This is a genomic window from Paracoccus sp. NBH48 (assembly GCF_015390265.1).
GTDB lineage: Bacteria > Pseudomonadota > Alphaproteobacteria > Rhodobacterales > Rhodobacteraceae > Paracoccus > Paracoccus marcusii.
On record NZ_VUOJ01000001.1, the window covers coordinates 232,284 to 258,296 of the forward strand.

The window sequence follows — 26,013 nt, forward strand, 5'->3', positions numbered from 1 at the left end:
GATGCGGGGGTTGGTACCTGTTCTGATGGCCACGATGCTGGCGATCTGGGGGCCGGGCGCCGCGCTGGCCTGGCCCGGCCCCCAGATCCTGCGCACTGATGATCCGGCCGTCCCGGGCGCGGTCGAGGTACTTGCGGACACGCCCAACGCCCTGACCTGGTCGCGCGCGCAGGCAGGCCGGTTGGGCGGCTGGCGCTATCGGCTGTATCCTGACGGATCGGCGGTGGTGATGCCCGACGGCGATGCGCAGGCGCAACCGCTGCGCATGGACTGCATTCGCGGTGCGGCCTGCCGCATCTGGTCGGGCACGCATCTGGTGACCCGCATCCCGGCCACGGGCAGTCCTCGCCCGACGGTGCCCGACACAGCGGATGGCGAGGCGCTTGCCCGCCATCTGGCGCTGTGGGTGCTGGCCGGTTCGGGGTCGCAACCCCGCGCCACGGTTCCCGTGGTCGATGCCATCGCGCCCCGACCTGCGGCACCCGCCCGCCGTCACCGTGACCATCCGGCGCCGCCGCTGGCGCGGGACGGGTATCGGCTTACCATGTTCCCCGGCGCGTTCATGCCGTGTCGCGGCACCGCCTGCACGGCACCGCTCCGCCTGCCGCCAGTGTTCGACCAGGCCCAAAGGCCGCGGACGACCTGCGCCGTGACCGCGGGGGTTGCGCTGTCAACGCAGGGCGAAGGCGGCCTGGGGCCGGCGCGCGTCACCTTGGGATGCGGCGCACGGCTGTCGGATCGTGTGACGCTGAACCTGGGTGTGACCGCACGCGGCGGGGCAGGGCGGAACCCCGACCTGAGCTATGCCCTGACCTGGCGCGCGACGGACCGCCTGTCGCTCAGCTATGCCAGCAGGCCCATCCGCATGGACGGGTCCTGGAGCGGCCTTCTGGACGGCAGGCTGCGGGCCGAACTGACCCTGCCGCGCATCCCCCTGCCTGCGGGACGGGGGGCCGATTGCCGGATGCGCGTCACGCTGCCCGATCCGACCCGCGATGCGCTTGTCCTGTCCTGTGGCCTCAGGCTGACCGAGCGGCTGTCCCTGGGCGTTTCGGCCCATGCCTATGCGTCGGGGGTGCAACGGCCGTGGGACCCTGATTACATCTACAGCGCGACCTGGAAGGTGACCGACCGCCTGCGCGTCGGCTATGGCAATTACGCCGCCAACCGGTTTCCCTGGAACCGGGGCGACGGGCCCGGCGCCGGGCTGCGCGACGGCACCCTGTCGCTGACCTACGATCTGTCCTTCTGAGAGAGCCCGATGATCCGCATCCGCCTTGTCCTGCTGATCCTGCTGATGGCCATCGCCCCGCCCACCGTGTCGCGGGCCGAGGTCCGGATGGGAGAGACGGTCTTCAGCCCCGTCCTGGGGCGTGCGCTGTCCTACGACATCTACCTGCCGCCGGGCAGCGAGGGGGGCACGCGTGCCTATCCGGTGCTGTACCTGCTGCATGGCGGCGGGACGGGGCAGCCGTCGGACTGGTTCACCCTGGCGGGGATCGACCAGGTACTGGACCGGCTGATCGCCCAGGGGCGGATCAGGCCCCTGATCGCGGTCGCGCCCGACGGTCGGCGGCCGGATGACGGGCCGGCCAGCTATTTCCTGGACGATGCGGACGGGGCCGCCCGGTGGCAGACCGCCTTTCTGGATGAAGCGATGCCGGGGATCGAGGCCCGTCACCCGGTGCTGCCCGGACGGCGGGCGGTCATGGGCATTTCGATGGGCGGGTTCGCCGCGCTGGTTTATCGGCTAGAGCATCCCGACCTGTTCGCCGGGGCCGCCGCCCTCAGCCCGGCGTTGCGCACGGACGAACAGCTGCTGGCCTTGTCGCCGGGCGACTATGCCGACCGTTTCGCGACCCTGCTGGGCCCGGATCTTGAGGGTGCGGCGCGGCTGACCGACCGGTGGGCCGCGTTCCGGCCCGCAGCGATGGCCGCGTCGGCGGATGCGGCCCGGCTGGCTCGCATCCCGTCGATCCATGTCCAGACCGGGTCGGATGACAGCTTCTTCGAGGGCACGGCCCAGCTGCACATCGCCCTGCGCGATGCGGGCATCCGCCACCGTTTCCGCGTGATCGAAGCGGGCCATGACTGGCCCGCATGGCAAAGCATGCTGGAGGACGCGCTGCTGCATGTCGATGCCGTGCTGTCGCGCGGCTATGGCGAATAGGTGCGCCTAATGCGCCGGGACGTGGGCGTCGTGATCCTGCCGCACGTCGCCCGATCCGCCTGTGCGCCGTTCGTGGCGCAGCAGATCGCCCCGCCGCCATTCCTCGTAGCGCAACCGCGTCGACGCGCTTGCATGGCTGCGCAGGGCAGGCGCATCCTTCCACAGGTCGAGGGAATAGGGTGTCATCAGCAGGCTTTCGACCCGGTTGCGCGCGGTCAGGATGACCGAATGCACCGGCAGCAGGATGTGGTGATAGTCGATGGGCCCATGATCGGGCCGCGCCATGGCGCGCCCGGCCTCGGCCAGGTGTCTGGCCTTGGCCCAACGCCCACGCCACAGGATCCGGTGCAGCGGAGAGAACAGCTCTCCGTTCAGGTCGACGGGGCAATCCTGGGGGTCTGCCCGGAACAGTGCCGCGCGCCCGTCCACAGCACAGGCTGGCGTCCGTCGGTCGTCATGATCGCGTCGCCCGCGCGGACATCGCGAACCGCGATCACGCCGGCGCGGGCGACGTCGACCTGCACGTCCGGCCCGAAACAGGGCGCCGCTGCCTGTCGCTGCGGGGCGGGTGCGATGTCATAGGCGCCGTTGCCGACCTGAAACGTCTGCGGCAGCGTGGCAAAGGAGCGGTCGCCGTTCGTGATCATGATCGGCCCGATCCAGGGCGACCCCGCCGCGGGCTGCATGACCGAGGTATTGATCCGGGCATAGTGATCCCCCAGCCCCGACAGGTCGCCCTGGATATTGGCGGTCTGGCCGGGGTTCATGGGCCGGTATTCCGCCACCTGCCGGCCCGACCCGTCAAAGACCTTCATCCCGGTGATGCCGCTTCTGCCGGTCAGCTCGGTCCCCGTGTCGTCGATGGCCGTGATCTCGATCCGGTGGTCCTTGGCCCACATCTGGCGACCCCATTGCACCGTGGCCGTGCCTTGCGAGGAGTTGGTGCCGACGGCGGGATCGACGATCAGCTGATCGCCCCGAATGCTGAACGTGATCACGGGAATGTCCTTCTGCAGGGTTTTCCCGACCCTTAGGGATTTGCATGTTCTGCAAGGTTAACATCCCGCGCGACGCAGGCCTTTTTTGCCGGTCGTGGTTGACCGAGCGTTAATGTCGGGTCGTCCCGCCATCTTGTGCCAGAAGTCGGGCGCAGGCCGCGCCGGAAGCCGGAATGCCGGGTTGATCGGGCGCGGCCGGTCTGGGGGATGCATCCGGACCCGCGTCGGTTCGGCGCACCTGATGGCTGCATGGCCCGATTCATGCCCCAGCGTCATCCTCCCGGATCGCCGTGCGAATGTCGGGAGCGGTTTTGGGCGGGCGTGCCAGCCGCATCACCCGACGGTCAAGGGCCACTCACGACCGTGCCCGGTCCAGTCGGACCGGGCACGGTGTTCCGTTTCAGTGGTGGCCGCGGATACGGCCTATTGCGCGGCGCGCATCAGGCCTGTGGACCAGAACAGCGTTTCGCCGGAACTGTCGTCGGTGCCGTCATTGTCGGTGACCACCCAGCCCATACCGGCCGCGTCGACTGCGAAACCCTCGACCTTGTCCAGGACATAGCCGTTCTGCGCCTTGAGGTCGGGGATCAGGTCGCGGACCAGCTCCTTGGTTGCGACGGGCAGGGGGTCGCCCAGCCCTGCGGGCACCATCTTCGACAGCGGCACGCGGAACAGCGCCTTGAGCACGGCGGCGTCGCCGATCAGGTTGTCGCGTTCGATCAGATAGGCCCAGTCACCGTCGATGGCGATGTCCGAAAGGCCCGTCCAGCCGTCGTCCGCAGGGTCCAGCGGATAGGCGACGGCGCCCCAGTCCTGCGTCAGCAGGTCATAGGAAAGCAGCTTCACCTGGCCGGCGGGGTCGTCGCCCCATTCGCGCTGGACGGCCATCCACAGGCGGTCGCCCTGCCGGGCAATCCCCTCGAACCCATAGCGGTCCTCGTGGGCCAGCAGTTCGGCGGGCAGGCCGATCTCCTCCTGGATCTCGCCCTGGGCGTCGACATGGATGATGGCGTGGGGGATCAGGCGGTCGCTGCGACCTTCGGACGCCAGCCAGAAGCCGCCCTGACCGTCGGGCGTGATGCCCTCCAGGTCCAGCTTCTGTGCCGGATCACCATTGCGGGTCACGATCGTCTTGGCGGTGATCCGCGCCGGTGTCCGCGTGGCGTCGATGGTATGGATCGCGGGCTGCGCGCCATAGGCACTGTCCGACACCGCGAACAGCTGACCCGGTGCGTCGCCCGCGGCCAAGCCCGACAGCGCGCCCCATCCGATCAGCCCGTCCGCGCCCTCCGCGGTGATCGTGGGATACCGGGGGGGACCGTCGGTTGCGCCGAACAGCATGACGTGGGCACGCGCGCCGCCCTCTGCGCCCAGATCGGCCTCGTTGGCAGTGACCAGCAGGTCGCGGGCGGGCAGGGCCACGATGCCTTCGGGGCTGATGCCCGACGGCAGCAGTTGCGTCAGCCGCGGCGCCGCCAGGTCGCTGACATCATAGACGCCGATCAGCGATCCCCGTTCCGAGACGACGAAGACATGCGGGATGCCCCCAAAGGTCGCGACCTCGATCGATTCCGGTTCGACCCCCTTGGCGTCCGACCGCTTGTCGGGATAGTGGCCCGCCCGGATGACCGCGTGTTCGAACCTGCTGCCCGAATCGTAGACGACCGTGCCGTCGCGGTGAAAGATGCTCCATCCGCGCGACCCGCCCTGATAGTCGCCCTCGTTCGCGGTGGCGAAATGGTCGGCGTCGATCCACTTGACCGCATCGGGTTCGCGGGGAACGTCCGTCAGCGCCCCGTCAAAGGTCAGCGCCCCGTCGTCGCGCGTGTCGATGTCGTCAAGGCTGACCGTGCCGGCGCTGAAATGCGCGGCGATGGTGCCGTCCGCGCCGATCACGACAACGTGGTTGTTTTCCTGCAGGGTGACGACGATCTCTCCGGCGGCGTTGATGTCCACATATTCCGGCTCGGGGTCGTCGGGGGCGATGTCCGCCAGACCGGTCAGGTCGATGCGGGTCTGCCCGTCGCAGTCCAGCGTGCCGTCGGTGACGGCCAGCGTGACCACATGGCCCGCGGGCATCTGCGGCAGGACGCCGTCGTTCAGGTCCTCGTCGCGCTGATTCTCGATCGCGACGGCCAGAAAGCTGCCATCATCGGCACGGGCGACCGCATCCGGCTGCCCGCCCAGGTCGCAGGATGCCAGCACCGCGCGGGTCTTCAGGTCCAGCACCCGCAGCTGCCCCGAGGGTTCGGTGAACGAGGTCGACGTGTCCACGCCCACATACACCCGGTCGTCGATGATCACGGCGGTCGTGGGTTCGCTGTCCATCGGCACGGTGCCCAGGGACAGGGGGGCGGCCGGGTCGGTGATGTCCAGAAAGCCCAGCACCCCAAGCGGGCTGTCGGAATAGACCAGCGTACTGCCGTCTTCGGAGGCCGAGATGATCTCGGCCGAGGTCGGGCGCGACCGGTCCTCTCCCGCGGCCATGTTGTCGGGCGTGGCGAATGTCGCGATCCGGTCGAAGGTGGTCTGGGCCATCGCAGGCATGGCCGTGGCCAGCGCGACGGCCGACGTCAGAAGGGCAAGTCTTTGCACCGTGGAATCCCCCGTTTTGGTTCGGGGTCCTCTTTGATCACGGTCGGTGACGGCCTTGCGACACTCTGATGGCGCTTGTGCGACGGTGGGCGGTCATGGCCCGTCCGGCGGCGGCGCCAGTTCCGGGCCGTCCGGAGGCGGGGCGCCGGTGAAGCCGGCCATGTGGTCGTCCAAGGCGCGGCCGAACGCATCGCGCCCCGTTCCGCGTGCGACATAGGCGGCCAGGTTGGGGTGGTCGTCCAGCATCCCGTCCGCCATCCGCAGGACCGACACCATCAGCAGATCGCCCGGCCCGAATTCGCCGCCGAACCAGTCCGCCGTGCCAAGCCGGTCCGACGCCTCGTGCAGGCGTTCGTCGATGCGGGCCATGACCGCGGGCAGGCGGGGCGCGGACCAGGGCGCGTCGGCCTCGAACAGCGTGGCCATGGCGTGGTCCATGAACGGCGGTTCCAGCGTGTTCAGGGCGGCGAATGCCCATTCCAGCTGCATCGCCCGCGCCGCCGCCGTGCCTGGCATCAGGCCGGGGAAGCGTTCGGCAATGTGCCAGACGATCGCACCGCTTTCGAACAGGATCAGGTCACCGTCCTCCAGCGTCGGCACTTGGCCGAAGGGCTGGCGCGCCCGGTGCGGCGGCCGCTTCTGCGCGCCTTGGGACAGCAGGCGCACGGCATAGGGCTGGCCCACCTCCTCCAGCGCCCACCGGACGCGCAGGTCACGGACTTGGCCCCTGGCGAAATCCGGAACCCAGTCGAAGGCGGTGATGGTGATCGGGGCCGCGGGATCAACCGGCATGGCGGCCCCCCGCATCCTGCATGTCAGGGGGGGCGTCCCGCGTCGCGGCGGAGTCCATCCACACTGTCTCCCACCCGTGGCCGTCGGGGTCGTCGAAGGCACCGCCATACATGAAGCCCTGGTCCTCGACCTGGCGCGTGTCGTGCCCGCCCGCCTCGCGGGCGCGGCGGTGGATGTCGTCGACGGCCGCGCGGCTGTCGAAGGTCAGGCACAGCAGCACGCCCGACTGGGTACCGGCGTCGATGATGCGCTTGTCGGTGAAGGTGGCGTAGAAGGCGTGATCCAGCAGCATCACGTGGATTGCGTCGGACCAGACCATGCCGCTGGCCTGTTCGTTCGAGAAGGCCTCGTTCTTTGTAAAGCCGATCGCCTCGTAAAAGGCGGTCGCCCGCGCCACGTCCGTGACGGGCAGGTTGACGAAGATCATCCGGGTCATCGATTCGCTCCTCCTGTGCTGTTGACAGGATGGGGGCGCTTGGTTACCTGAGGCAACCATGAAGTTACAAAAAGAAACCATCAGGCCGGAACCCGCCCATGGCCGCTGGTACGACGATGCCTGCGGCAGCGCTTTTGGCATGGAATTGCTGGGCGAACGCTGGACCCTGCTGATCCTTCGCGAACTGATGTTCGGGCCGCGCCGGTTCACCGACCTGCGCGCGGACCTGCCCGGCATCAGCGCCAAGATCCTGACCGAACGGCTGGCCGGAATGGAGCGCAGCGGCATCCTGGCCCGCATCACCCTGTCCGACCCGGTGCCCGCGCAGGTCTATCAGCTGACGCCCTGGGGCCGGTCGGCCGAACCCATCCTGCAGGAGATCGGGCGGTGGGCTGCCGCCTCTCCGCTGCATGACCCGACGCTGCCCCTGTCGGCGGCGTCCTTCATCATGTCCCTGCGGACCATGCTGGATCGCCAAGCTGCCGCGGGGCTGTCCCTGAGGGTGGCGATCACCATCGGCGGCTCCTCCTTTGACCTGCGTCTTGAGCAGGCGTGTCTGGATGTCACCCGCGGGCTTCCCGGCGCGGCCGATCTGGTCTTCGAGGCGGATGCGGCACCCCGTATGGCCGCGCTGTTCTATGGCAAAGTCGCGCCTGAAACGGCCGGCGTGACCTGCAGAGGCGCGGCTTGCGATCTGCGCAGGTTCATGGACCTGTTCAATCTTCCGGAAAAATCCGCCCCGCCGAATGTTGCGGATTGATATATGCAAAGCGACCGGGCTCGATTGCGAAACGACGGCCGAAACTGCCAATATATATATATTGACGTATTGTGACGGTGGTTAATGGATAAATCCGCCGTTTGAGATTGCGGCGAGAAATTAATAATAAAAATAGACTACAGCACCTTAGCACCGCGCGACGCCCGCTGTGGTTGTCTGCGCAATCTTTTTGCGCGCGGGCCGGTCGATCGCGGGACTGTTGTCACAGTCACGGACATGTCTTATTCCCGCAATCGATGCCGAACCTGTATGCTTTTCGCAATATTATCGTGCGAACGATTCAATTTCCGGTCGGTGCGGTGCGGCACGATGAATGATGCCCGTTTTGACGCATGGAGTATTTAATGAGCTGTTTCCCTGACCTGCCGGTGCGCAACCTTGTCACGTCGGCGAAGAGCATGCGGTCTGTCATGACGGAACGGACGTCGACGACCCGCCCCGTTGGAAACGTCTAGGACCGTGGCATATTGCGACCACAAGGATGATCAGGTGAATTTCAGCCAGTTCCTTTTCCACACGTCCTTTCCGTTCGACGATCTGCGTCGGTCCGCCCTGCACCGCGCGATGGGCGCCCCCACCCGATCGTGGCCGGCTTCCGGCCTTTGGGATCACCTTCAACGATCGGCAAGACCATGACCGGCGCCGCAACTTGGAGGCACGCATCCATCGCGGATGGCAGCCGGTTTGACGCGATCGTCGTGGGCTCTGGCGCGGCAGGTGGCGTCGCCGCCACCGCGCTGGCCGAGGCGGGGATGCGCGTGGCGGTCCTGGAGGCCGGTGATGCCGGGCCCGGCCGCATCAACCCCGTGACCAAGGCCTTGACGGCCGTGGCCCGGTTCCTGGACAGGACCAGGGCCGAAAGCCGGATGCCGCCCAGCCTGGCCCGCTTTGGCGAACGCGCCTTTCGACTGTTGGGCCGCGCCCGCCAGCCGGTCCAGTCGCGTTGCTTTGCCTGGGCGATGGCCCCCAACGTGCTGGTCGACGACCGCGACTGTCCCTACCAGACCGAGGACGGCAGCCAGTTCCTGTGGTTCCGCGCCCGCCAGCCGGGGGGGCGCATGACCGTTCCCGGCCATGGGCGCCAGTACTATCGTCTGTCCGGCATGAAGTCGGATGGCTCGAACAGCGCCGACAATGCCTGGCCCTTTGCGCTGGAGGATGTCGCCGACTGGTACGGATGGGTCGAGGACAAGCTGCAGCTGCGCGGCGGCGATCAGACCGTTCCCGGCCCGGACACCAGCCGCCTGGCCGGCGTCCTGCAGCCCACCCCGTCCGAGCAGGCGATCATCGGCGCGATCCGGTCCAGATGGCCGCGGGCACGGCCGGTGCTGGGCAATTTCGCGCCGCCCCTGTCATGGCTGGACATCGCGGCCGGCACGGGCCGCATGGCGTTCCAGGCCGGCGCCGTGGTGCGCCGCGTCCTCAAAGATCCGTCGGGCGCGGTCAGCGGGGTCGAATGGATCGACGGCCGCACGGGCGCGGTCCGGATCGTCCACGCGCCGGTCGTGTTCCTCTGCGCCTCGGCGATCGAGAGCACGCGCATTTTGCTGCTGTCCCGGACGGTGGGCGATGATGCGGGCATCGGAACGGAATCGTCCGCCCTGGGCCGGCACCTGATGGACCATGCGGTCATGAGCGGAACCGGATATCGCGCCGGATCGGACGACGTCCTGCCCGAACAGGCCGAGCCAGGCCGCTGCATCCACATTCCGCCCGACCCGTCGCTGCATCCTTCGATCAGCATGCAGATCCATGTCCATCCCCGTCCCGACGGGGCCGCGCGGGTCGACATCGTCTCGTTCGCCGAGATGCTGCCCGACCCGTGGAACCGCGTGACGCTGTCGCCCGTCGCAGACCGACCGGTACGGCATCCCGGTCCCGGTGATCCGCTTCCGCCATTCGGCGGAACAGCGCGCCCTGGCGGACCGTCAGGCGCAGATCATCCGCGAGCTGTCGGCGGATATCGGTCTGACGGACGTGATCGTGAACACCGACCTGTCGCCCGGCGGCACCAGCGTGCATGAATGCGGCACGGCGCGGATGGGGACCGATCCCGCGACATCCGTCGTGGACATGCACAACGAATGCTGGGACGTGCCGGGCCTTTATGTCACGGACGGGGCGTGCTTTCCGCGCCAGCATGTCCACAACCCGACCCTGACGATGATGATGCTGACCGCACGCGCCGCGGCGCATGCGGCCGCCCCGCTGATCAGCGCTGGCCCGCAAGCTTGCGGGCCACCATCGCCATCAGCGGGGTGGGATAGCGCATCCCAAGCGTGACGATGCAGGTCCGGTCCAGGATCTCCAGCGTGCGGGCGCACATGTCGGGCGTGTATTCGATGTCGCGCTTGGCCCAGGCCCAGGGGTTCATCTTGGGATGGAAGGTCCGTTTGTTCAGGATCGGCTCCCAGTTGGTGTACAGGTGCTTGGAGCTGTCGCGCAGGCGGTTGTGCACGCCCCGGCGGCCGGTCAGCTCGATCGCCTTCTCTCGGGTCGGGGCCAGGATCGACAGGCTGACGGCCGATGCGGGATCGTTGTGCGGGGTGACCCTGAATTCGCGGCTGTGCTGCAAGATATCGGCCAGGACGGCGCGGCGCTTTTGCATCCGGCGCAGCATGGGGACCACCTTCTTCAACTGGACGCGCAGCATAGCGCCGTCCATCTCGGTGGACCTTCATGTTCATGCCGACGAACTCGGGCTCGTTCAGCCGGTCGCCGTGCTGGCGTACCATCGATCCCAGATCGTGATAGCTGCGCGCGCGGATGAAATAGCGTTCGTCGCTGGTCAGGACGGCCCCGCCTTCGCCGATGTTCATGTTCTTCATGCGGTTGAAGCTGAAGACGCCCAGATCGCCGATCGCCCCGCAATGCCGGTCCTTGTAGCGGATGCCGACGGCCTGGGACGAATCCTCGATGACGATCAGGCCGTGTTCCTTGGCGATCGCCATGATCGCGTCCATGTCGCAGGGCGCGTTGACCATGTGCACGGGGATGATCGCGCGGGTATAGGGGGTGATCTTGGCCCGGATGTCCTCGGGGTCCATGGTCAGCGTCTCGTCGATGTCGACCAGGATCGGCACGGCCCCGACCTGCACCGGCGCGGCGGCGGTCGCCATCCAGGTATAGGCCGGCACCAGCACCTCGTCGCCCGGACCGATCCCGGCGGCGGCCAGGGCCGCGACCAGCGCGCTGGTCCCCGAATTGACGGCCAGCACATGTGCGGCGCCGGTCTGGGCAGCCATCTCGCGTTCGAACAGGGCCGTCCGGCTGGCCCCGCTGTCATAGCGCAGCAGGCTGCCGCTTGCGATGGCGCGGCCGACCGCGAACCACTCTCTCAGACCGACGTCAGGCACTGTCCGCTCCGTATGCGATGGGCGCTGGATTGCGCGCCGTGCACCATCCCGCGCCAGGGCGTGCAGGGCAAGGGGAAGATGCCGAATCCACCCGGTTATCGGTACTGTGGCGGCCCGTTCCGCCCCCCACAATGGCGTGATTCCACTTGCGGTGGCGAGGCGGGACCGTCGCACAGCGCGGGCGGGCCTGCCCGACTTTGGTGGCAGCGCGGCGCGGCCCGGCTGGCCATGATGGGAAAGCCGCTGCACCATCTGCAAGCAATCCGAGGGGCGCTCATGGACGATCATGCTGATGTCGATCTGGCCCGCGCCAGTGTCAGGGCCGTGGCCGACGACGTGGCGGGGACGCTGGTGGGCCACGACTGGCTGGTCGAACGTCTGCTGATCGCGTACCTGACCGGCGGCCATGTCCTGCTGGAGGGGCCGCCGGGCATCGCCAAGACGCGCGCGGTCAAGCAGCTGGCGGCGCGTCTGCCGGGGGAACATGCGCGCATCCAGTGCACCCCTGACCTGCTGCCGTCGGACCTGACCGGCAGCCAGGTGTTCCGTCCCGAGACCGGCGGCTTCGACTTTCTGCCCGGCCCGGTCTTTCACAACATCGTCCTGGTGGACGAGATCAATCGCGCGCCCCCCAAGGTCCAGTCGGCCCTGCTGGAGGCGATGGCCGAAGGGCAGGTCACCACCGGCGGCGTGACACGCCCCCTGCCGCAGCCCTTCATGGTCGTGGCCACCCAGAACCCGATCGAGCACGAGGGGACCTTTCCGCTGCCCGAGGCGCAGATGGACCGCTTTCTGCTGCACCTGCGGCTGGACCTGCCGGGCGCCGAGGACGAACGCGCCATCCTGGACCTGGTCGAGGCCGAGGGCCGGGGCAGCATGGCGGCCGTGCTGTCGCAGGTGACGGCCGCCGACCTGGATCGCGCGCGCCTGCAGGTCGCGGGGGTGACGCTGGCCCCCGTGCTCAAGGATTTCATCATCAGGCTGGTTTTGGCGACGCGGCCCGGCGGGGTGCTGGCAGAGGCGGTCGAACACCCGGTCTCTCCGCGCGGGACGCTGGCGCTGGCCGCGGCGGTGCGCGCGCGGGCCTGGCTGCAGGGCCGCGATCACGGCCTGCCCGAGGACGTGCAGGCCCTGGCCCCCGATGCCTTGGCCCACCGGCTGGTCCCGAACTGGAAGGCCGCCAGCGAAGGGCAGGACGGCCGCCGCCTGATCGCCGAGGCGCTGCGCCAGGTGACCCCGTGGTAGGGGCGCCATGAGCGGCTGGCGGTCCGCGCCCGGTATCGCCCTGACGCTGGAGGCGCTGGTCGACCTGCAGGCGGGGCAGGGCGCCATGCCCCGGCAGCGGCCCATGGCGCGGCGGGCCGGGGTCATGGCCTCGCGCCATCCGGGCAGCGGCATGGACCTGAGGGAGATCCGCGCCTATGTGCCCGGCGACGATCCGCGCCGGATGGACCCTTCGGCCAGCGCGCGCACGGGCGTGCCGCATGTGCGCGCCCTGCACGAGGATCGCGACGACATCACGCTGCTGATCGCCGATCTGCGCGGGCCGATGCTGTGGGGCACGGGCGACGCGCTGCGGTCGGTGTGCGGCGCGCTGCATCTGGCGGGGCTTGGCTGGCAGGCGGTGGCGCGCCAGGGTGCGGTCGGCCTGATCGTCGCCGAAGGCGCGGGTGTCCGCGTGTTGCCGCCCGCGACCGGCGCGGGCCATATGCTGACCCTGTGCCGCCTGCTGGTCGACCGCCATACCGCCGCGCTGGCCGATCCCCCCGGCACGGCGCCCCTGACCGAGGCGCTGTCCCTGGCCGCCCGCACCGCGCCGACGGGCGCCCATGTCGTCCTGGCCACCCTGCCCGATGGCTGGCAGGGGGCCGATGCCGCGCTGTCCCGCCTGGCCCGCGGCCGCCGGGTAGAGGTCGCGCTGATCCTGGACCCGCTGGAGACCGCGCCACCCGCCCGCCCGCTGCCCGTCCGACAGGGCGGCGCCACGCGGCTGCTGCGTCTGCAGCCCGCCGATCTGGGTGGCCACACCGACCGCCTGGCCGCGATGGGCGCCGTCGCGCGACGGGTCGAGCCGTGACGCCCGATGCCATGACCCATGACCAGCTGATGCAGGTCCTGTCCCCGGTCCGCCTGCCCACGCCGATGGCCATCCTGTCAACGGCAGAGATGGCCGCGCTTCTGGCACTGGGCATCATCGCGGGGTTGGTGCTGGCCTTGGCGGTGCTGCCCTTCACGCGCCGTCGGGCGGCCCGCCCGCATCTGCGCGTGGCGGCGCTGCGGGGGCTGCCGGTGCCGGACCGCCTGCTGGCCATCGCCCGCCTGCTGGGTCATCTGCCGGCGGCGCTGCGCCCCGGCCGCCTATGGCGCGGCACCGCCACCGTCCGACCGCCGGATCGAGGCGATCGCCCGCGGCGCCCGCCTGCGCCGTCCGTGGCGCAGATGAGCCTGGCCGCACCCTGGCTGCTGGCGCTGCTGCCGCTGCCGCTGCTGCTGCGCTGGCTGCTGCCGCCGGTGGTCCGGCCCCGCGCGGCGCTGGACGTGCCCGACCACCTGTTGCCCTATGCCACGCCCGGCAGCCTGCCGCCGCTGCACGGCGCCCCGTGGCTGGCGGCCGCGGCCTGGGTGCTGCTTGTCATCGCCCTGGCGGGGCCGCAGGTGGAACGCCAGGCCCAGGTGGTTCCCGCCAGCGGGCGGGACATCGTCCTGGCGCTGGACCTGTCGGGCAGCATGGAACAGGCCGATTTCACCCTGGACGGTCAGCCCGTCAGCCGTCTGGACGCAGTCAAGCGCACCGCCCGCGCCTTTGTGCAAAGCCGGACGGGCGACCGGATCGGCCTGGTGATCTTCGGCGGACGCGCCTATGTCGCGGCGCCGCTGACCTTCGATCTGAACGCCGTCGTGCAGGCCATCGACGAGGCGCAGATCGGCGTGTCGGGCCGCGGCACGGCCATCGCCGACGGCTTGGGCCTGGCGATCCGCAGGTTGCAGGACAGCACGTCGCCCGGCCGGGTCGTGGTGCTGCTGTCGGACGGGGTCGACACCTCGGGCAGCGTGCTGGCGGTGGACGCGGCGCGCCTGGCGTCGTCGCACGGGCTGCGCATCCATACGATCGCCCTGGGCCCCGAAGACCTGGAGACCCGTCCCACCGCCCGCGACGCCGTCGACGTGGCGACCCTGCGCGCGGTGGCCGAAACCGCGGGGGGCGCACTGTTTCGCGTGCGCGACACCGCCGACCTGACCGCGATGGCGCAGGCGCTGGACCGGCTGGAGCCCAGCCCGGGCGAACGGCCGCCGCTGCGCTATTGGCGGTCGCTGTGGATCTGGCCTGCGATGCTGTGCGCCGCCTGCCTGATGCTGGCCGCGATCCGGAGGCGGGAATGACCGGCGCGCTGCTGCTGCGGCCGTGGTGGCTGGCGGGTCTGGTGCCGCTTCTGGCGCTGGCGTGGTGGCTGGACCGTCGCGGGCCGTCCGCCGGCGGGTGGGAACAGGTCATGCCGGCGCACATGCTGGCCGCGATGCGCGCGCTTGGCGCCCTGGGCGGCAGCACCGGCCGGTGGGGTCCGCTGCTGCCCGTGGGGGCGGCCGCGCTGCTGGTGCTGGGCCTGTCCGGGCCGGCGCTGCCGCGCGCCGATGCGCCCGTCCTGGCGCGCACCGACAGCGTGCTGATCGCCATCGACCTGTCCCCCTCGGTCGCGCGGGGACCGGCGCTGGCGCAGGCGCAACAGGCCGCCGCCGCCCTGCTGCAGGGGCTGGCCGGCCGGCCCGTCGGCCTGATCCTCTACAGCGGAGAGGCCTATGCCGCATCCGCCCCCACCACCGATCCGCGCACGCTGCAGACGCTGATCGCGGTCCTGGATGCCGACACGGTGCCCGGCCAGGGCAGCAGACCCGCCGCCGCCATCGGCCTGGCCGGGCAGATGTTCGCCGATGCGGGGCAGGCCGATCTGGTCCTGATCTCGGACGGGGCCGGGGTCGATGGCCAGGCCGTGGCCGAGGCCGGGCGTCTGGCCGCCTTGGGCACGCGCATCTGGGCGGTCCGGGTCGTGGGCGCCGCGCCGCAGGCGCCCACCCCTGCGCCCGATGCGCTGGCGCAGCTGGTGCAATCGGGCGGTCAGATGGTGCTGGCCCAGGATGTCGACGACTTGGCCGCCCGGCTGCGCCAGGGGGGCGATCGCCGTCGCGAGCCGGCGGTGACGGCCCTCGGCTATCGCGATCTGGGGCCGTTCCTGGCCGCGCTGGCCGCCCTGCCGCTGCTGCAGATGCTGAGGCGGCGGCAATGAGGGCGGCGGCGGTCCTTCTGGTCCTGGCCGTGGCGGCGCTGGTCCTTGCCGGCCCCGCGGCGCTTGGTGCGCTGGCGCTGCGGGCGGGGTGGGACCGGGTCGCGCTGATCCTGCTGGACGATCCGGGCGCACGGGGCGTGGCCCATTACCGGTTGGGCGACCACGGCCTGGCCGATGCCGATTTCGCCCGCGCGGGCCGGTCGCAGACCTACAACCGCGCGCTGTCGCTGGCCGCCACGGGCGACTATCCCCTGGCGGTCGCCTATTTCGACGCGGTGCTGTTCGCCAACCCCGCCGACGAACAGGCCCGCGCCAGCCGCGACCTGGTGGCGACGATGTTTCCGCCGCAGCAGGGTGACAGCGTCGCGCCGGGTCGCATCCTGGGGCGGGGCGGTCGTCCCGCCCCGGACGAGATGATCGCCAACGCCCTGACCGACGCCGCCGCCGAAAGCTGGCGCCGACCGGTCGAGGCGCGGGGCATGGCCGCCAGCGACGCGTGGCTGGAAACCATCGCCGACGATCCGGGCGAATTCCTGGCGCTGCGGTTGCAGGCCGAACACGACCGGCGCGCCGGGCTGGGCCTGATCCGGCCCGAGGCGGGTGACCCGTGGTGATCCGGCTGATCCTTCTGCTGCTGATGCTGGCCACGCCGCTGCGCGCCGAAACCCCCGCACCCCTGGCCCCCGGAGAGGCGCGGCTGCTGATCCTGCACGATCACGGCAACCCCGTCGTGGCCGAGATGGTGCGCCTGACCCTGCGCGGCGAATACGACCTGACCGTGTCGCTGGAAAGCCTGACCTTTCCGTCGTCCGACGCCTATGACTGGATGCAGATCGACCGCGACCGCTGGTTCCAGGAACGCATCGGCGGGCGGATGATCCAGATCTTCGAACGCGACATCGCGCTGTTTCCGCGCCGGGCAGGGGACCTGACCATCGGTCCGCTGACCCATAACCTGACCAACATCACCCGCAGCGGCGTCCGCGAGGAGGTCAGCGTCACGTCGGGCACCACGCGCCTGACGGTCAAGCCCTTTCCCCATTCGGGCCGCCCCCTGACGGCACGCAGGCTGGTGCTGACGGACGAGCTGTCCGCACCGCCCGGCCGCCTGGCCAAGGACGACATCCTGACCCGCCGCGTCACCATCGAGGCCCTGGGCGCGATGGCCCATCACCTGCCGCCGCGCCCCGACATCGCCCAGCCCTGGCTGATCAGCTTTACCCTGCCCGAAACCCGCGAGACGATCCCCACCCCGGACGGCCCGGTCGCCCGCGTGGTCTGGGAATGGCAGATGCGCCCCCCGCACGGGCGAGCCAGGCGTCCTGCCCGCAATCCCCTTTCCCTGGCTGGACACCGACAGCCGCCGGATCGAGGTGGCGGCGATGAAGCCGATCCCCTTCGGCTTCGCGGGCTTCAGCACCGCATCGGGGACGGGCGTCGCCCTGCATTGGCAGATGGTGGGGCTGGCGCTGTCGGGCGGGGTGGTCGCGCTGGCCGTGGTACTGTGGGGCAGGCTGCCCGCGATCGGGCGCGGCCTGCGCCGGCTGCGGCCCGGCCCGCATGCGGCGGCGATGCGCAGGGCGGCGGCCAGTGGCGATCTGACCGGGCTGCGTGCGGCCGCGGCGGCACATCTGGCGTGGCGCGGGGGCGGCGGGCCGCGCAGGCAGGCCCTGCTGCGTCAGCTGGACCACCAGATCTATGCCCCCGCCGGCGCGCCAGGATTCGACGCGATGCGCTGGTTGCGCGACTGGTCGCGGGCCTAGCGGTTCCGCCGGGACGTCGCGCGGGCCTGCAGCTGATCCAGCGCGTCGGCATTGGCCCGGCCCCAGGCATAGACCGTCTCGACCAGGTCGACGAAGCGCCTGCCAAGCGGTGTCAGGCTGTATTCGACCGCCGGCGGGACCGTGCTTTCGACATGGCGGTCGATCAGGCCGCTGTCCTCCATCTCGCGCAGGGTCTGCACCAGCATCTTCTTGGAGATCCCGGGCAGGCTGCGCAGCAGCACCCCATTGCGCGCCGCGCCCCCGTGCTGGGCATGCAGCGTGTGCAGGATCATGCTGGTCCATTTCGTGGCAAAGATCTCCATCGTGCGTCGGGGGGCGCAATCCTCGCGCCAGTCGGTGTCGATGCTGCCGGGTTCCATGGTGGTTACCTTTCGGTGGCTATGTCCCAATTTGGTGCCGTCTGGCACGACCGCGCCGCGCTGACTAGATCCTCTGACAGCACAAAGACAGGAGAGATTCATGACCCGCACCGCAATTGGTCGTCGGCGCCACCGGCATTCAGGGCCAGGCCATCGCCGCCCAACTGGTCCGCGACGGATGGGCCGTCCTGGGCCTCAGCCGCAATCCGCAGCCGCAGGAGGGCGTGACGCCCGTGGCCGCCGACCTGCTGGACCCCGCATCCGTCGCCGCCGCCCTGGACGGTCTGGCCCCGACGCATGTGTTCCTGACCACCTGGCTGCGCCAGCCGACCGAGGCCGAGAACATCCGCGTCAACGCCCTGATGCTGCGCAACCTGTTCGACGGTCTGCGTCCGCTTGGCACCGTGCGTCACGCGGCGCTGGTGACCGGCCTGAAGCATTACCTTGGACCGTTCGAGGCCTATGGCAAGGGCAGCCTGCCCAAGACCCCGTTCCGCGAAGATCAGGGGCGGCTGGACGTCGCGAACTTCTATTACGCGCAGGAGGATGAACTGTTCGAGGCCGCGCGCAGCGACGGCTTCACCTACAGCATCCACCGCCCCCACACCGTGATCGGCAAGGCGGTCGGGAACGCCATGAACATGGGCACCACCTTGGCCGTCTATGCCGCCATCTGCCGCGAGACCGGGCGCCCGTTCCGCTTTCCCGGATCGGCCGTGCAGTGGAACGGCCTGACGGACATGACCGACGCCCGCCAGCTGGCCGCCCAGGTCATCTGGGCGGCGACCACGCCCGCCGCGCATGACCAGGCCTTCAATATCGTCAACGGCGACGTCTTCCGCTGGAACTGGATGTGGCACCGTCTGGCCGACTGGTTCGGCGTCAAAGCCGAGGATTTCGACGGCACCGAACGCCCCCTAGCCGACCAGATGGCGGACGACGCCGCGATCTGGGCACGCATCGCCGAACGCGAGGGGCTGGCCGAGCCGGACATCACCCGCCTTGTGTCGCCGTGGCACACCGACGCCGACCTGGGTCGGCCGATCGAGGTCGTGACCGACATGTCCAAAAGCCGCAAGCTGGGCTTCACCGCCTATCAGGCGACCGACGAGGCGTTCTTCGACCTGTTCGAACAGCTGGAGGCGGACCGGATCATCCCCCGCCGCTGACCGTCCAAAGATCTGCATCTGCTGCGGTGAGGATGTCGGGCGACCGGCACCCTCATCGCCGCGGACGGAATGATGGTTTGCCTGGCCCATGGCCGACAATGCTTTGGTCATGCGACGGGGCGCCCGACGACACTCACGACGACCACAGAACCGCGGCTGGTCAGTTGATCATATCTTGACAGTAACGTGATGGCGGAGACGAAGGGATTCGAACCCTCGAGACCCTTTCGGGCCTGCACCCTTAGCAGGGGTGTGCCTTCGACCACTCGGCCACGTCTCCGCCGACCCGTATATGGATGTCGCCAAGGGGGGGCAAGGGGCTTTCTGGCCCCTTTTTGCAGATCTCCGCGCGGCGCCGTCCAAGGGGTTAGACGGCGCCGGGCAGCGGCACGCGACAGTTCGTCCTCTTGGAACTGGGGCTGGAACCCGGAAGGCATTGACGCGATAGTCGGATGACGCAACCGGATGGCAGGACATGACCGAAATCTCTCGTCGCAAGTCGGATCACCTGCGCATCGTCACCGAAGGCCGCGGGGCGCAGGACCGGCTGGACAGCGGGTTCGACCAGGTCCGGTTCCTGCATCAGGCGCTGCCCGATCTGGACATGGATGCCGTCGATACGGGAACGCGGTTCCTGGGGCGCAGCCTGGGGGCGCCGCTGCTGATTTCGGCCATGACCGGCGGTCCGGAGGAGGCGGAACGCATCAACCTGCACATCGCCGAGGCCTGTGCCCATCACCGCATCGCCCTGTCCGTCGGATCGCAGCGCATCGCGGTCGAGGCGGGCGGCAATGGCGGCCTGGGCGCCAGCCTGCGTGCGCGTGCGCCCCAGATTCCGATCCTGGGCAATATCGGCGCGGTCCAGCTGAACTATGGCTTTGGCGTGGCGCAGGCGCAGCGCGCGGTGGACATGATCCAGGCCGACGCGCTGATCCTGCACCTGAACCCGCTGCAGGAGGCGATCCAGGAGGGGGGCGACCGCAACTTTGCGGCCCTGCTGCCGCGGATCGAGGAGCTGGCCACCAGCCTGCCGGTCCCCCTGGGCGTCAAGGAGGTCGGTGCGGGGCTGTCGGCGCCCGTGGCGCGCCGTCTGATCGACGCGGGCGTGACGATCCTGGACGTCGCCGGCGCCGGCGGCACCAGCTGGGCGCGTGTCGAGGCCGAACGCGGTCCCGACCGCCTGCAGGCGCTGGCGGCGCCGTTCCACGACTGGGGCATCCCCACGACCGCGTCGCTGCGCGCCATCGCGCCGATGATGGGGCCGGACCGGGTTCTGGTCGGGTCGGGCGGGGTGCGTCACGGGCTGGACGCCGCGCGGGCCATCCGCCTCGGCGCGGACCTCGTGGGGCAGGCGGCCCGCGCTCTGCCCGCCGCGCGCCACAGCGCCGAGGCCCTGTCCGATCACCTGTCCGACGTCGTGACCCAGCTGCGCATCGCGATGTTCTGCACGGGATCCGGCGATCTTGCGGCGCTGCGCCGCGCGCCTCTGCTGGTGCCGGGACCGGGTGGCCAATGGTCGCAAGCAACGGGGATGGAAACCGGCGATGCAGGACTGTAGTCTGCGCGGATCGCCGGTCCGGGGGACAAGATGAGCGCACATGCCCTTCCCAAGGCAGATCTGACCGCCACCAGCCTGATCGTCTCGGGCGGCATCATCGCCGCGTGGCTGGCCCTGCATGTGCATGCGCTGTGGTTTCTGGACGCGGCGGCGCATCCCATCCTGGCGGTCGCGAATTTCCTGGGGCTGACATGGCTGTCGGTCGGTCTGTTCATCATCGCGCATGACGCGATGCACGGGTCGGTCGTGCCGGGGCGTCCGCGCGCCAATGCGGCGATGGGCCAGCTGGTCCTGTGGCTGTATGCCGGATTTTCGTGGCGCAAGATGATCGTCAAGCACATGGCCCATCACCGCCATGCCGGCACCGACGACGACCCCGATTTCGACCATGGCGGCCCGGTCCGGTGGTACGCCCGCTTCATCGGCACCTATTTCGGCTGGCGCGAGGGGCTGCTGCTGCCGGTCATCGTGACGGTCTATGCGCTGATCCTGGGGGATCGCTGGATGTACGTGGTCTTCTGGCCGCTGCCGTCGATCCTGGCGTCGATCCAGCTGTTTCGTGTTCGGCACCTGGCTGCCGCACCGCCCCGGCCACGACGCGTTCCCGGACCGCCACAATGCGCGGTCGTCGCGGATCAGCGACCCCGTGTCGCTGCTGACCTGCTTTCATTTTGGCGGTTATCATCACGAACACCACCTGCACCCGACGGTGCCTTGGTGGCGCCTGCCCAGCACCCGCACCAAGGGGGACACCGCATGACCAATTTCCTGATCGTCGTCGCCACCGTGCTGGTGATGGAGTTGACGGCCTATTCCGTCCACCGCTGGATCATGCACGGCCCCCTGGGCTGGGGCTGGCACAAGTCCCACCACGAGGAACACGACCACGCGCTGGAAAAGAACGACCTGTACGGCCTGGTCTTTGCGGTGATCGCCACGGTGCTGTTCACGGTAGGCTGGATCTGGGCGCCGGTCCTGTGGTGGATCGCCTTGGGCATGACCGTCTATGGGCTGATCTATTTCGTCCTGCATGACGGGCTGGTGCATCAGCGCTGGCCGTTCCGCTATGTGCCACGCAAGGGCTATGCCCGCCGCCTGTATCAGGCGCACCGCCTGCACCATGCGGTCGAGGGGCGCGACCATTGCGTCAGCTTCGGCTTCATCTATGCGCCGCCGGTCGACAAGCTGAAGCAGGACCTGAAGACGTCGGGCGTGCTGCGGGCCGAGGCGCAGGAGCGCACGTGACCCATGACGTGCTGCTGGCAGGGGCGGGCCTTGCGAACGGGCTGATCGCCCTGGCGCTGCGCGCGGCGCGGCCCGACCTGCGCGTGCTGTTGTTGGACCATGCCGCGGGACCGTCAGACGGCCACACCTGGTCCTGCCACGACCCTGACCTGTCGCCGGACTGGCTGGCGCGGCTGAAGCCCCTGCGCCGCGCCAACTGGCCCGACCAAGAGGTGCGCTTTCCCCGCCATGCTCGGCGGCTGGCCACCGGTTACGGGTCGCTGGACGGGGCGGCGCTGGCGGATGCGGTGGTCCGGTCGGGCGCCGAAATCCGCTGGAACAGCGACATCGCCCTACTGGATGCGCAGGGGGCGACACTGTCCTGCGGCACCCGGATCGAGGCGGGCGCGGTCCTGGACGGGCGCGGCGCGCAGCCGTCGCGGCATCTGACCGTGGGTTTCCAGAAATTCGTGGGCGTCGAGATCGAGACCGACCGCCCCCACGGCGTGCCCCGCCCGATGATCATGGACGCGACCGTCACCCAGCAGGACGGGTACCGCTTTATCTATCTGCTGCCCTTCTCTCCGACGCGCATCCTGATCGAGGACACGCGCTATTCCGATGGCGGCGATCTGGACGACGACGCGCTGGCGGCGGCGTCCCACGACTATGCCCGCCAGCAGGGCTGGACCGGGGCCGAGGTCCGGCGCGAACGCGGCATCCTTCCCATCGCGCTGGCCCATGACGCGGCGGGCTTCTGGGCCGATCACGCGGCGGGGCCCGTTCCTGTGGGACTGCGCGCGGGGTTCTTTCACCCGGTCACCGGCTATTCGCTGCCCTATGCGGCACAGGTGGCGGACGTGGTGGCGGGCCTGTCCGGGCCGCCCAGCACCGACGCGCTGCGCGGCGCCATCCGCGATTACGCGATCGACCGGGCACGCCGCGACCGCTTTCTGCGCCTTTTGAACCGGATGCTGTTCCGCGGCTGCGCGCCCGATCGGCGCTATACCCTGCTGCAGCGGTTCTACCGCATGCCGCATGGACTGATCGAACGCTTCTATGCTGGCCGGCTGAGCGTGGCGGATCAGCTGCGCATCGTCACCGGTAAACCGCCCATTCCCCTTGGCACGGCCATCCGCTGCCTGCCCGAACGTCCCCTGCTGAAGGAAAACGCATGAACGCCCATTCGCCTGCGGCCAAGACCGCCATCGTGATCGGCGCAGGCTTTGGCGGGCTGGCCCTGGCCATCCGCCTGCAGTCCGCGGGCATCGCCACCACCCTGGTCGAGGCCCGGGACAAGCCCGGCGGGCGCGCCTATGTCTGGCACGATCAGGGACACGTCTTCGACGCAGGTCCCACGGTCATCACCGACCCCGATGCGCTGAAAGAGCTGTGGGCGCTGACCGGGCAGGACATGGCGCGCGACGTGACGCTGATGCCGGTGTCACCCTTCTATCGGCTGATGTGGCCGGGCGGGAAGGTCTTTGATTACGTAAACGAGGCCGATCAGCTGGAGCGCCAGATCGCCCAGTTCAACCCGGACGATCTGGAGGGATACCGCCGCTTCCGCGATTACGCGGAGGAGGTGTACCAGGAGGGCTACGTCAAGCTGGGCACCGTGCCCTTCCTGAAGCTGGGCCAGATGCTGAAGGCCGCGCCCGCGCTGATGAAGCTTGAGGCCTACAAGTCCGTCCATGCCAAGGTCGCGACCTTCATCAAGGACCCCTATCTGCGGCAGGCGTTTTCGTATCACACGCTGCTGGTGGGCGGGAATCCCTTCTCGACCAGTTCGATCTATGCGCTGATCCACGCGCTGGAGCGGCGCGGCGGGGTCTGGTTTGCCAAGGGCGGCACCAACCAGCTGGTCGCGGGCATGGTCACGCTGTTCGAACGGCTTGGCGGTCAGATGATGCTGAACGCCAAGGTCGCCCGGATCGAGACCGAGGGCGCGCGGACCACGGGCGTCACCCTGGCGGACGGGCGGTCTTTGAGGGCCGACATGGTCGCCAGCAACGGCGACGTCATGCACAACTATCGCGACCTGCTGGGCCATACCGCCCGCGGGCAGAGCCGCGCGAAATCGCTGGACCGCAAGCGCTGGTCCATGTCGCTGTTCGTGCTGCATTTCGGTCTGCGCGAGGCGCCCAAGGACATCGCGCATCACACCATCCTGTTCGGCCCCCGCTACAAGGAGCTGGTCAACGAGATCTTCAAGGGCCCGAAGCTGGCCGAGGATTTCTCGCTGTACCTGCATTCGCCCTGCACGACCGATCCGGACATGGCGTCTCCGGGCATGTCCACGCATTACGTACTGGCCCCGGTGCCGCATCTGGGCCGCGCCGAGATCGATTGGGCGGTCGAGGGACCGCGCTATGCCGACCGCATCCTGGCGTCCCTGGAGGAGCGGCTGATCCCGAACCTGCGCGCCAACCTGACCACGACGCGCATCTTCACGCCCGCCGATTTCGCCAGCGAACTGAACGCCCATCATGGCAGCGCCTTCTCGGTCGAGCCGATCCTGACGCAATCCGCGTGGTTCCGGCCGCATAACCGCGACAAGACGATCCGCAACTTCTATCTGGTCGGCGCGGGCACCCATCCGGGCGCGGGCATTCCGGGCGTCGTGGGCTCGGCCAAGGCCACGGCCCAGGTGATGCTGTCCGACCTGGCGGGCGCATGAGCGATCTGGTCCTGACCTCGACCGAGGCAATCACCCAAGGGTCGCAAAGCTTTGCCACGGCGGCCAAGCTGATGCCGCCGGGCATCCGCGACGACACGGTGATGCTCTATGCATGGTGCCGCCACGCAGATGACGTGATCGACGGTCAGGCCCTAGGCAGCCGCCCCGAGGCGGTGAACGACCCGCAGGCGCGGCTGGACGGCCTGCGTGCCGACACGCTGGCAGCCCTGCAGGGCGACGGTCCGGTGACCCCGCCCTTTGCCGCGCTACGCGCGGTGGCGCGGCGGCATGATTTTCCGCAGGCGTGGCCCATGGACCTGATCGAAGGCTTTGCGATGGATGTCGAAGCGCGCGACTATCGCACGCTGGATGACGTGCTGGAATATTCCTATCACGTCGCAGGCATCGTCGGCGTGATGATGGCCCGCGTGATGGGCGTGCGCGACGATCCTGTCCTGGACCGCGCCTGCGACCTGGGGCTGGCGTTCCAGCTGACCAACATCGCGCGCGACGTGATCGACGATGCGCGCATCGGGCGGTGCTATCTGCCGGGGGACTGGCTGGACCAGGCGGGCGCGCGGATCGACGGGCCGGTGCCGTCGCCGGAGCTATACACCGTGATCCTGCGGCTGTTGGATGCGGCGGAACCCTATTACACGTCGGCGCGGGTGGGTCTGGCGGATCTGCCGCCGCGCTGCTCCTGGTCCATCGCCGCCGCGCTGCGGATCTATCGCGCCATCGGGCTGCGCATCCGCAAGGGCGGGCCGCAGGCCTATCGCCAGCGGATCAGCACGTCCAAGGCCGCCAAGATCGGGCTGCTGGGCATCGGGGGCTGGGATGTCGCGCGATCACGTCTGCCGGGGGCGGGCGTGTCGCGGCAGGGCCTCTGGACCCGGCCGCATCACGTCTAGGCGCGCGCGGTGTAGGGCAGAACCCGTTCCAGCAGGGCCGCGATTTCCGGGGCCTGAAGGCGCTTGCTGCGCAGCATCGCGTCCAGCTGGGCGCGGCTGGCTTCATAGTGGCGGGACACGTTCTGCAGGTCTGACACGGCCAGAAGGCCGCGCCGCGGGCCGGGGGCCGCCGCATCGCGACCGGTATCCTTGCCAAGCGCCGCCTGGTCGCCCACGACGTCCAGCAGGTCGTCATAGGACTGGAACACCCGGCCCAGCTGACGGCCAAAGTCGATCATCTGGGTCTGCTCCTCGGCGTCGAACTCCTTGATCACTGCCAGCATCTCCAGCCCGGCGATGAACAGCACGCCGGTCTTCAGGTCCTGTTCCTGTTCGACCCCCGCGCCGTTCTTGGCCGCGTGCAGGTCCAGGTCCTGGCCGGCACACAGGCCCTGCGGCCCCAAGGACCGCGACAGGATCCGCACCAGCTGCGCCCGCACCGTGCCGGACGCGCCGCGCGCACCGGCCAGCAGGGCCATCGCCTCGGTGATCAGGGCGATGCCGCCCAGCACGGCACGGCTTTCGCCATGCGCCACATGGGTCGCGGGCTGGCCGCGGCGCAGCCCGGCATCGTCCATGCAGGGCAGGTCGTCGAAGATCAGCGATGCGGCATGCACCATCTCGACCGCGCAGGAGGCGTCGACGATCGTGTCGCAGACCCCACCCGAGGCCTCTGCCGCAAGCAGCATCAGCATGCCGCGGAACCGCTTGCCCGACGACAGCGCGCCATGGCTCATGGCCGCGCCGAGCGGCTGCGACACGGCACCGAATCCCTGGGCGATCTCCTCAAGTCTGGTCTGCAGAAGGGTGGCGTGGATCGGGTTGACGTCTCGTCTCATCAGTGCCTTCGCGCTTGGGTTCTGACCTGGCGGGAAGGTCAG

General features: G+C 69.5%; 23 protein-coding genes, 1 tRNA gene and 4 pseudogenes. 19 read left to right on the forward strand and 9 right to left on the reverse strand.

Annotated features, from left to right (window positions below):
• The first annotated feature begins 1 nt into the window (after nucleotide 1).
• Nucleotides 2-1,252, forward strand: a complete 1,251-nt coding sequence (locus tag F1642_RS01100) for a hypothetical protein (RefSeq protein ID WP_194885241.1) — start codon at nucleotides 2-4, stop codon at nucleotides 1,250-1,252.
• A 9-nt stretch (nucleotides 1,253-1,261) separates the two neighbouring features.
• Nucleotides 1,262-2,170, forward strand: coding sequence for an esterase family protein (locus F1642_RS01105; RefSeq protein WP_194885242.1), 909 nt, complete (start codon nucleotides 1,262-1,264; stop codon nucleotides 2,168-2,170).
• A gap of 6 nt (nucleotides 2,171-2,176) precedes the next feature.
• Here the strand turns inward: F1642_RS01105 and F1642_RS01110 are convergent, their stop codons facing one another.
• The 5 genes from F1642_RS01110 to F1642_RS01130 all read right to left on the reverse strand — a co-directional run bounded on the left by F1642_RS01110 (nucleotide 2,177) and on the right by F1642_RS01130 (nucleotide 6,991).
• Nucleotides 2,177-2,599, reverse strand: coding sequence for a Hint domain-containing protein (locus tag F1642_RS01110; RefSeq protein ID WP_194885243.1), 423 nt, complete (start codon nucleotides 2,597-2,599; stop codon nucleotides 2,177-2,179).
• Complete coding sequence (locus F1642_RS01115; RefSeq protein ID WP_194885244.1) at nucleotides 2,542-3,168, reverse strand: hypothetical protein; 627 nt, start codon at nucleotides 3,166-3,168, stop codon at nucleotides 2,542-2,544. Before F1642_RS01115 ends, F1642_RS01110 begins: the two co-directional genes overlap by 58 nt.
• A 423-nt stretch (nucleotides 3,169-3,591) precedes the next feature.
• Nucleotides 3,592-5,715, reverse strand: a complete 2,124-nt coding sequence (locus tag F1642_RS01120) for an esterase-like activity of phytase family protein (RefSeq protein WP_194885460.1) — start codon at nucleotides 5,713-5,715, stop codon at nucleotides 3,592-3,594.
• A gap of 141 nt (nucleotides 5,716-5,856) precedes the next feature.
• Complete coding sequence (locus F1642_RS01125; RefSeq protein WP_194885245.1) at nucleotides 5,857-6,555, reverse strand: glutathione S-transferase family protein; 699 nt, start codon at nucleotides 6,553-6,555, stop codon at nucleotides 5,857-5,859.
• Nucleotides 6,545-6,991, reverse strand: a complete 447-nt coding sequence (locus tag F1642_RS01130) for a VOC family protein (protein ID WP_194885246.1) — start codon at nucleotides 6,989-6,991, stop codon at nucleotides 6,545-6,547. Before F1642_RS01130 ends, F1642_RS01125 begins: the two co-directional genes overlap by 11 nt.
• A 58-nt stretch (nucleotides 6,992-7,049) precedes the next feature.
• On the opposite strand from F1642_RS01130, the gene F1642_RS01135 reads away from it, so the two are divergent.
• The 3 genes and pseudogenes from F1642_RS01135 to F1642_RS16195 form a co-directional block, all read left to right on the forward strand.
• Nucleotides 7,050-7,751, forward strand: a complete 702-nt coding sequence (locus F1642_RS01135; protein WP_194885247.1) for a helix-turn-helix domain-containing protein — start codon at nucleotides 7,050-7,052, stop codon at nucleotides 7,749-7,751.
• 653 nt (nucleotides 7,752-8,404) lie between these two features.
• Nucleotides 8,405-9,796, forward strand: a complete 1,392-nt coding sequence (locus F1642_RS01140; protein ID WP_194885248.1) for an NAD(P)/FAD-dependent oxidoreductase — start codon at nucleotides 8,405-8,407, stop codon at nucleotides 9,794-9,796.
• A pseudogene (locus F1642_RS16195) lies at nucleotides 9,681-10,055 on the forward strand (GMC family oxidoreductase); the annotation flags it as partial. The gene F1642_RS01140 and the pseudogene F1642_RS16195, both read left to right, overlap by 116 nt.
• Nucleotides 10,056-10,456: 401 nt before the next feature.
• On the opposite strand, the pseudogene F1642_RS16200 reads toward F1642_RS16195, so the two are convergent.
• Nucleotides 10,457-11,416: pseudogene (locus F1642_RS16200) on the reverse strand (DegT/DnrJ/EryC1/StrS family aminotransferase); the annotation flags it as partial.
• Here F1642_RS16200 and F1642_RS01155 point away from each other — a divergent pair.
• From F1642_RS01155 to F1642_RS01185, 6 genes are all read left to right on the forward strand, one after another.
• Entirely contained in the window at nucleotides 11,405-12,373 is a 969-nt protein-coding gene (locus F1642_RS01155; RefSeq protein ID WP_127898110.1) for a MoxR family ATPase, read from the forward strand. The pseudogene F1642_RS16200 and the gene F1642_RS01155 sit on opposite strands and share 12 nt — an antisense overlap.
• Nucleotides 12,374-12,380: 7 nt before the next feature.
• A complete protein-coding gene (locus F1642_RS01160; protein ID WP_255522030.1) occupies nucleotides 12,381-13,205 on the forward strand; it encodes a DUF58 domain-containing protein in 825 nt (274 codons plus the stop codon).
• Nucleotides 13,202-14,509 carry a VWA domain-containing protein gene (locus F1642_RS01165; RefSeq protein WP_370582737.1) on the forward strand — a complete coding sequence of 436 codons (1,308 nt, stop codon included), beginning with the start codon at nucleotides 13,202-13,204 and terminating at the stop codon, nucleotides 14,507-14,509. Before F1642_RS01160 ends, F1642_RS01165 begins: the two co-directional genes overlap by 4 nt.
• Nucleotides 14,506-15,408, forward strand: coding sequence for a VWA domain-containing protein (locus F1642_RS01170; RefSeq protein WP_194885250.1), 903 nt, complete (start codon nucleotides 14,506-14,508; stop codon nucleotides 15,406-15,408). The genes F1642_RS01165 and F1642_RS01170 overlap by 4 nt, the downstream gene beginning before the upstream one ends.
• Nucleotides 15,405-16,022, forward strand: a complete 618-nt coding sequence (locus F1642_RS01175) for a hypothetical protein (protein ID WP_194885251.1) — start codon at nucleotides 15,405-15,407, stop codon at nucleotides 16,020-16,022. The genes F1642_RS01170 and F1642_RS01175 overlap by 4 nt, the downstream gene beginning before the upstream one ends.
• A 768-nt stretch (nucleotides 16,023-16,790) precedes the next feature.
• Nucleotides 16,791-17,171, forward strand: a complete 381-nt coding sequence (locus tag F1642_RS01185; RefSeq protein WP_194885252.1) for a hypothetical protein — start codon at nucleotides 16,791-16,793, stop codon at nucleotides 17,169-17,171.
• Here F1642_RS01185 and F1642_RS01190 read toward each other — a convergent pair.
• Entirely contained in the window at nucleotides 17,168-17,551 is a 384-nt protein-coding gene (locus tag F1642_RS01190; protein ID WP_046000940.1) for a helix-turn-helix domain-containing protein, read from the reverse strand. The genes F1642_RS01185 and F1642_RS01190 overlap by 4 nt on opposite strands.
• Before the next feature lie 116 nt (nucleotides 17,552-17,667).
• Here F1642_RS01190 and F1642_RS01195 point away from each other — a divergent pair, with 116 nt between their 5' ends.
• Entirely contained in the window at nucleotides 17,668-18,720 is a 1,053-nt protein-coding gene (locus tag F1642_RS01195; RefSeq protein WP_194885253.1) for an SDR family oxidoreductase, read from the forward strand.
• A 190-nt stretch (nucleotides 18,721-18,910) separates the two neighbouring features.
• On the opposite strand, the gene F1642_RS01200 is transcribed toward F1642_RS01195, so the two are convergent.
• Nucleotides 18,911-19,000, reverse strand: a tRNA-Ser gene (locus F1642_RS01200).
• A gap of 195 nt (nucleotides 19,001-19,195) precedes the next feature.
• On the opposite strand from F1642_RS01200, the gene fni reads away from it, so the two are divergent.
• The 7 genes and pseudogenes from fni (at nucleotide 19,196) to F1642_RS01230 (ending at nucleotide 25,093) form a co-directional block, all read left to right on the forward strand.
• The gene (gene fni, locus F1642_RS01205) at nucleotides 19,196-20,278 is read left to right on the forward strand and encodes a type 2 isopentenyl-diphosphate Delta-isomerase (RefSeq protein WP_194885254.1); all 1,083 of its coding nucleotides are present in this window, start codon (nucleotides 19,196-19,198) and stop codon (nucleotides 20,276-20,278) included.
• Between the two features lie 30 nt (nucleotides 20,279-20,308).
• A pseudogene (locus tag F1642_RS16205) lies at nucleotides 20,309-20,794 on the forward strand (fatty acid desaturase); the annotation flags it as partial.
• A 43-nt stretch (nucleotides 20,795-20,837) separates the two neighbouring features.
• Nucleotides 20,838-21,038 (forward strand): fatty acid desaturase, encoded by a 201-nt coding sequence (locus F1642_RS16210; RefSeq protein WP_370582762.1) that lies wholly within the window; start codon nucleotides 20,838-20,840, stop codon nucleotides 21,036-21,038.
• Nucleotides 21,039-21,067: 29 nt separating this feature from the next.
• Nucleotides 21,068-21,523, forward strand: a pseudogene (locus tag F1642_RS16215) (sterol desaturase family protein); the annotation flags it as partial.
• Nucleotides 21,520-22,680: a lycopene beta-cyclase CrtY gene (gene crtY, locus F1642_RS01220; RefSeq protein ID WP_194885255.1), complete on the forward strand. Its 1,161-nt coding sequence runs from the start codon at nucleotides 21,520-21,522 to the stop codon at nucleotides 22,678-22,680. The pseudogene F1642_RS16215 and the gene crtY, both read left to right, overlap by 4 nt.
• On the forward strand, nucleotides 22,677-24,182 hold the full coding sequence (locus F1642_RS01225) for a phytoene desaturase (RefSeq protein ID WP_194885256.1): 1,506 nt from the start codon (nucleotides 22,677-22,679) through the stop codon (nucleotides 24,180-24,182). The genes crtY and F1642_RS01225 overlap by 4 nt, the downstream gene beginning before the upstream one ends.
• Nucleotides 24,179-25,093, forward strand: coding sequence for a phytoene/squalene synthase family protein (locus tag F1642_RS01230; protein WP_194885257.1), 915 nt, complete (start codon nucleotides 24,179-24,181; stop codon nucleotides 25,091-25,093). The genes F1642_RS01225 and F1642_RS01230 overlap by 4 nt, the downstream gene beginning before the upstream one ends.
• On the opposite strand, the gene F1642_RS01235 is transcribed toward F1642_RS01230, so the two are convergent.
• Complete coding sequence (locus tag F1642_RS01235) at nucleotides 25,090-25,971, reverse strand: polyprenyl synthetase family protein (protein WP_194885258.1); 882 nt, start codon at nucleotides 25,969-25,971, stop codon at nucleotides 25,090-25,092. The genes F1642_RS01230 and F1642_RS01235 overlap by 4 nt on opposite strands.
• Nucleotides 25,972-26,013: the final 42 nt, after the last annotated feature.

Coding starts and splice junctions, on each gene's coding strand:
- F1642_RS01100 (WP_194885241.1), top strand. CDS start 2: ATGCGGGGGTTGGTACCTGTTCTGATGGCCACGATGCTGGCGATCTGG.
- F1642_RS01105 (WP_194885242.1), top strand. CDS start 1,262: ATGATCCGCATCCGCCTTGTCCTGCTGATCCTGCTGATGGCCATCGCC.
- F1642_RS01120 (WP_194885460.1), bottom strand. CDS start 5,715: ATGCCTGCGATGGCCCAGACCACCTTCGACCGGATCGCGACATTCGCC.
- F1642_RS01125 (WP_194885245.1), bottom strand. CDS start 6,555: ATGCCGGTTGATCCCGCGGCCCCGATCACCATCACCGCCTTCGACTGG.
- F1642_RS01130 (WP_194885246.1), bottom strand. CDS start 6,991: ATGACCCGGATGATCTTCGTCAACCTGCCCGTCACGGACGTGGCGCGG.
- F1642_RS01135 (WP_194885247.1), top strand. CDS start 7,050: ATGAAGTTACAAAAAGAAACCATCAGGCCGGAACCCGCCCATGGCCGC.
- F1642_RS01140 (WP_194885248.1), top strand. CDS start 8,405: ATGACCGGCGCCGCAACTTGGAGGCACGCATCCATCGCGGATGGCAGC.
- F1642_RS01155 (WP_127898110.1), top strand. CDS start 11,405: ATGGACGATCATGCTGATGTCGATCTGGCCCGCGCCAGTGTCAGGGCC.
- F1642_RS01160 (WP_255522030.1), top strand. CDS start 12,381: ATGAGCGGCTGGCGGTCCGCGCCCGGTATCGCCCTGACGCTGGAGGCG.
- F1642_RS01170 (WP_194885250.1), top strand. CDS start 14,506: ATGACCGGCGCGCTGCTGCTGCGGCCGTGGTGGCTGGCGGGTCTGGTG.
- F1642_RS01175 (WP_194885251.1), top strand. CDS start 15,405: ATGAGGGCGGCGGCGGTCCTTCTGGTCCTGGCCGTGGCGGCGCTGGTC.
- F1642_RS01185 (WP_194885252.1), top strand. CDS start 16,791: ATGAAGCCGATCCCCTTCGGCTTCGCGGGCTTCAGCACCGCATCGGGG.
- F1642_RS01190 (WP_046000940.1), bottom strand. CDS start 17,551: ATGGAACCCGGCAGCATCGACACCGACTGGCGCGAGGATTGCGCCCCC.
- fni (WP_194885254.1), top strand. CDS start 19,196: ATGACCGAAATCTCTCGTCGCAAGTCGGATCACCTGCGCATCGTCACC.
- F1642_RS01225 (WP_194885256.1), top strand. CDS start 22,677: ATGAACGCCCATTCGCCTGCGGCCAAGACCGCCATCGTGATCGGCGCA.
- F1642_RS01230 (WP_194885257.1), top strand. CDS start 24,179: ATGAGCGATCTGGTCCTGACCTCGACCGAGGCAATCACCCAAGGGTCG.
- F1642_RS01235 (WP_194885258.1), bottom strand. CDS start 25,971: ATGAGACGAGACGTCAACCCGATCCACGCCACCCTTCTGCAGACCAGA.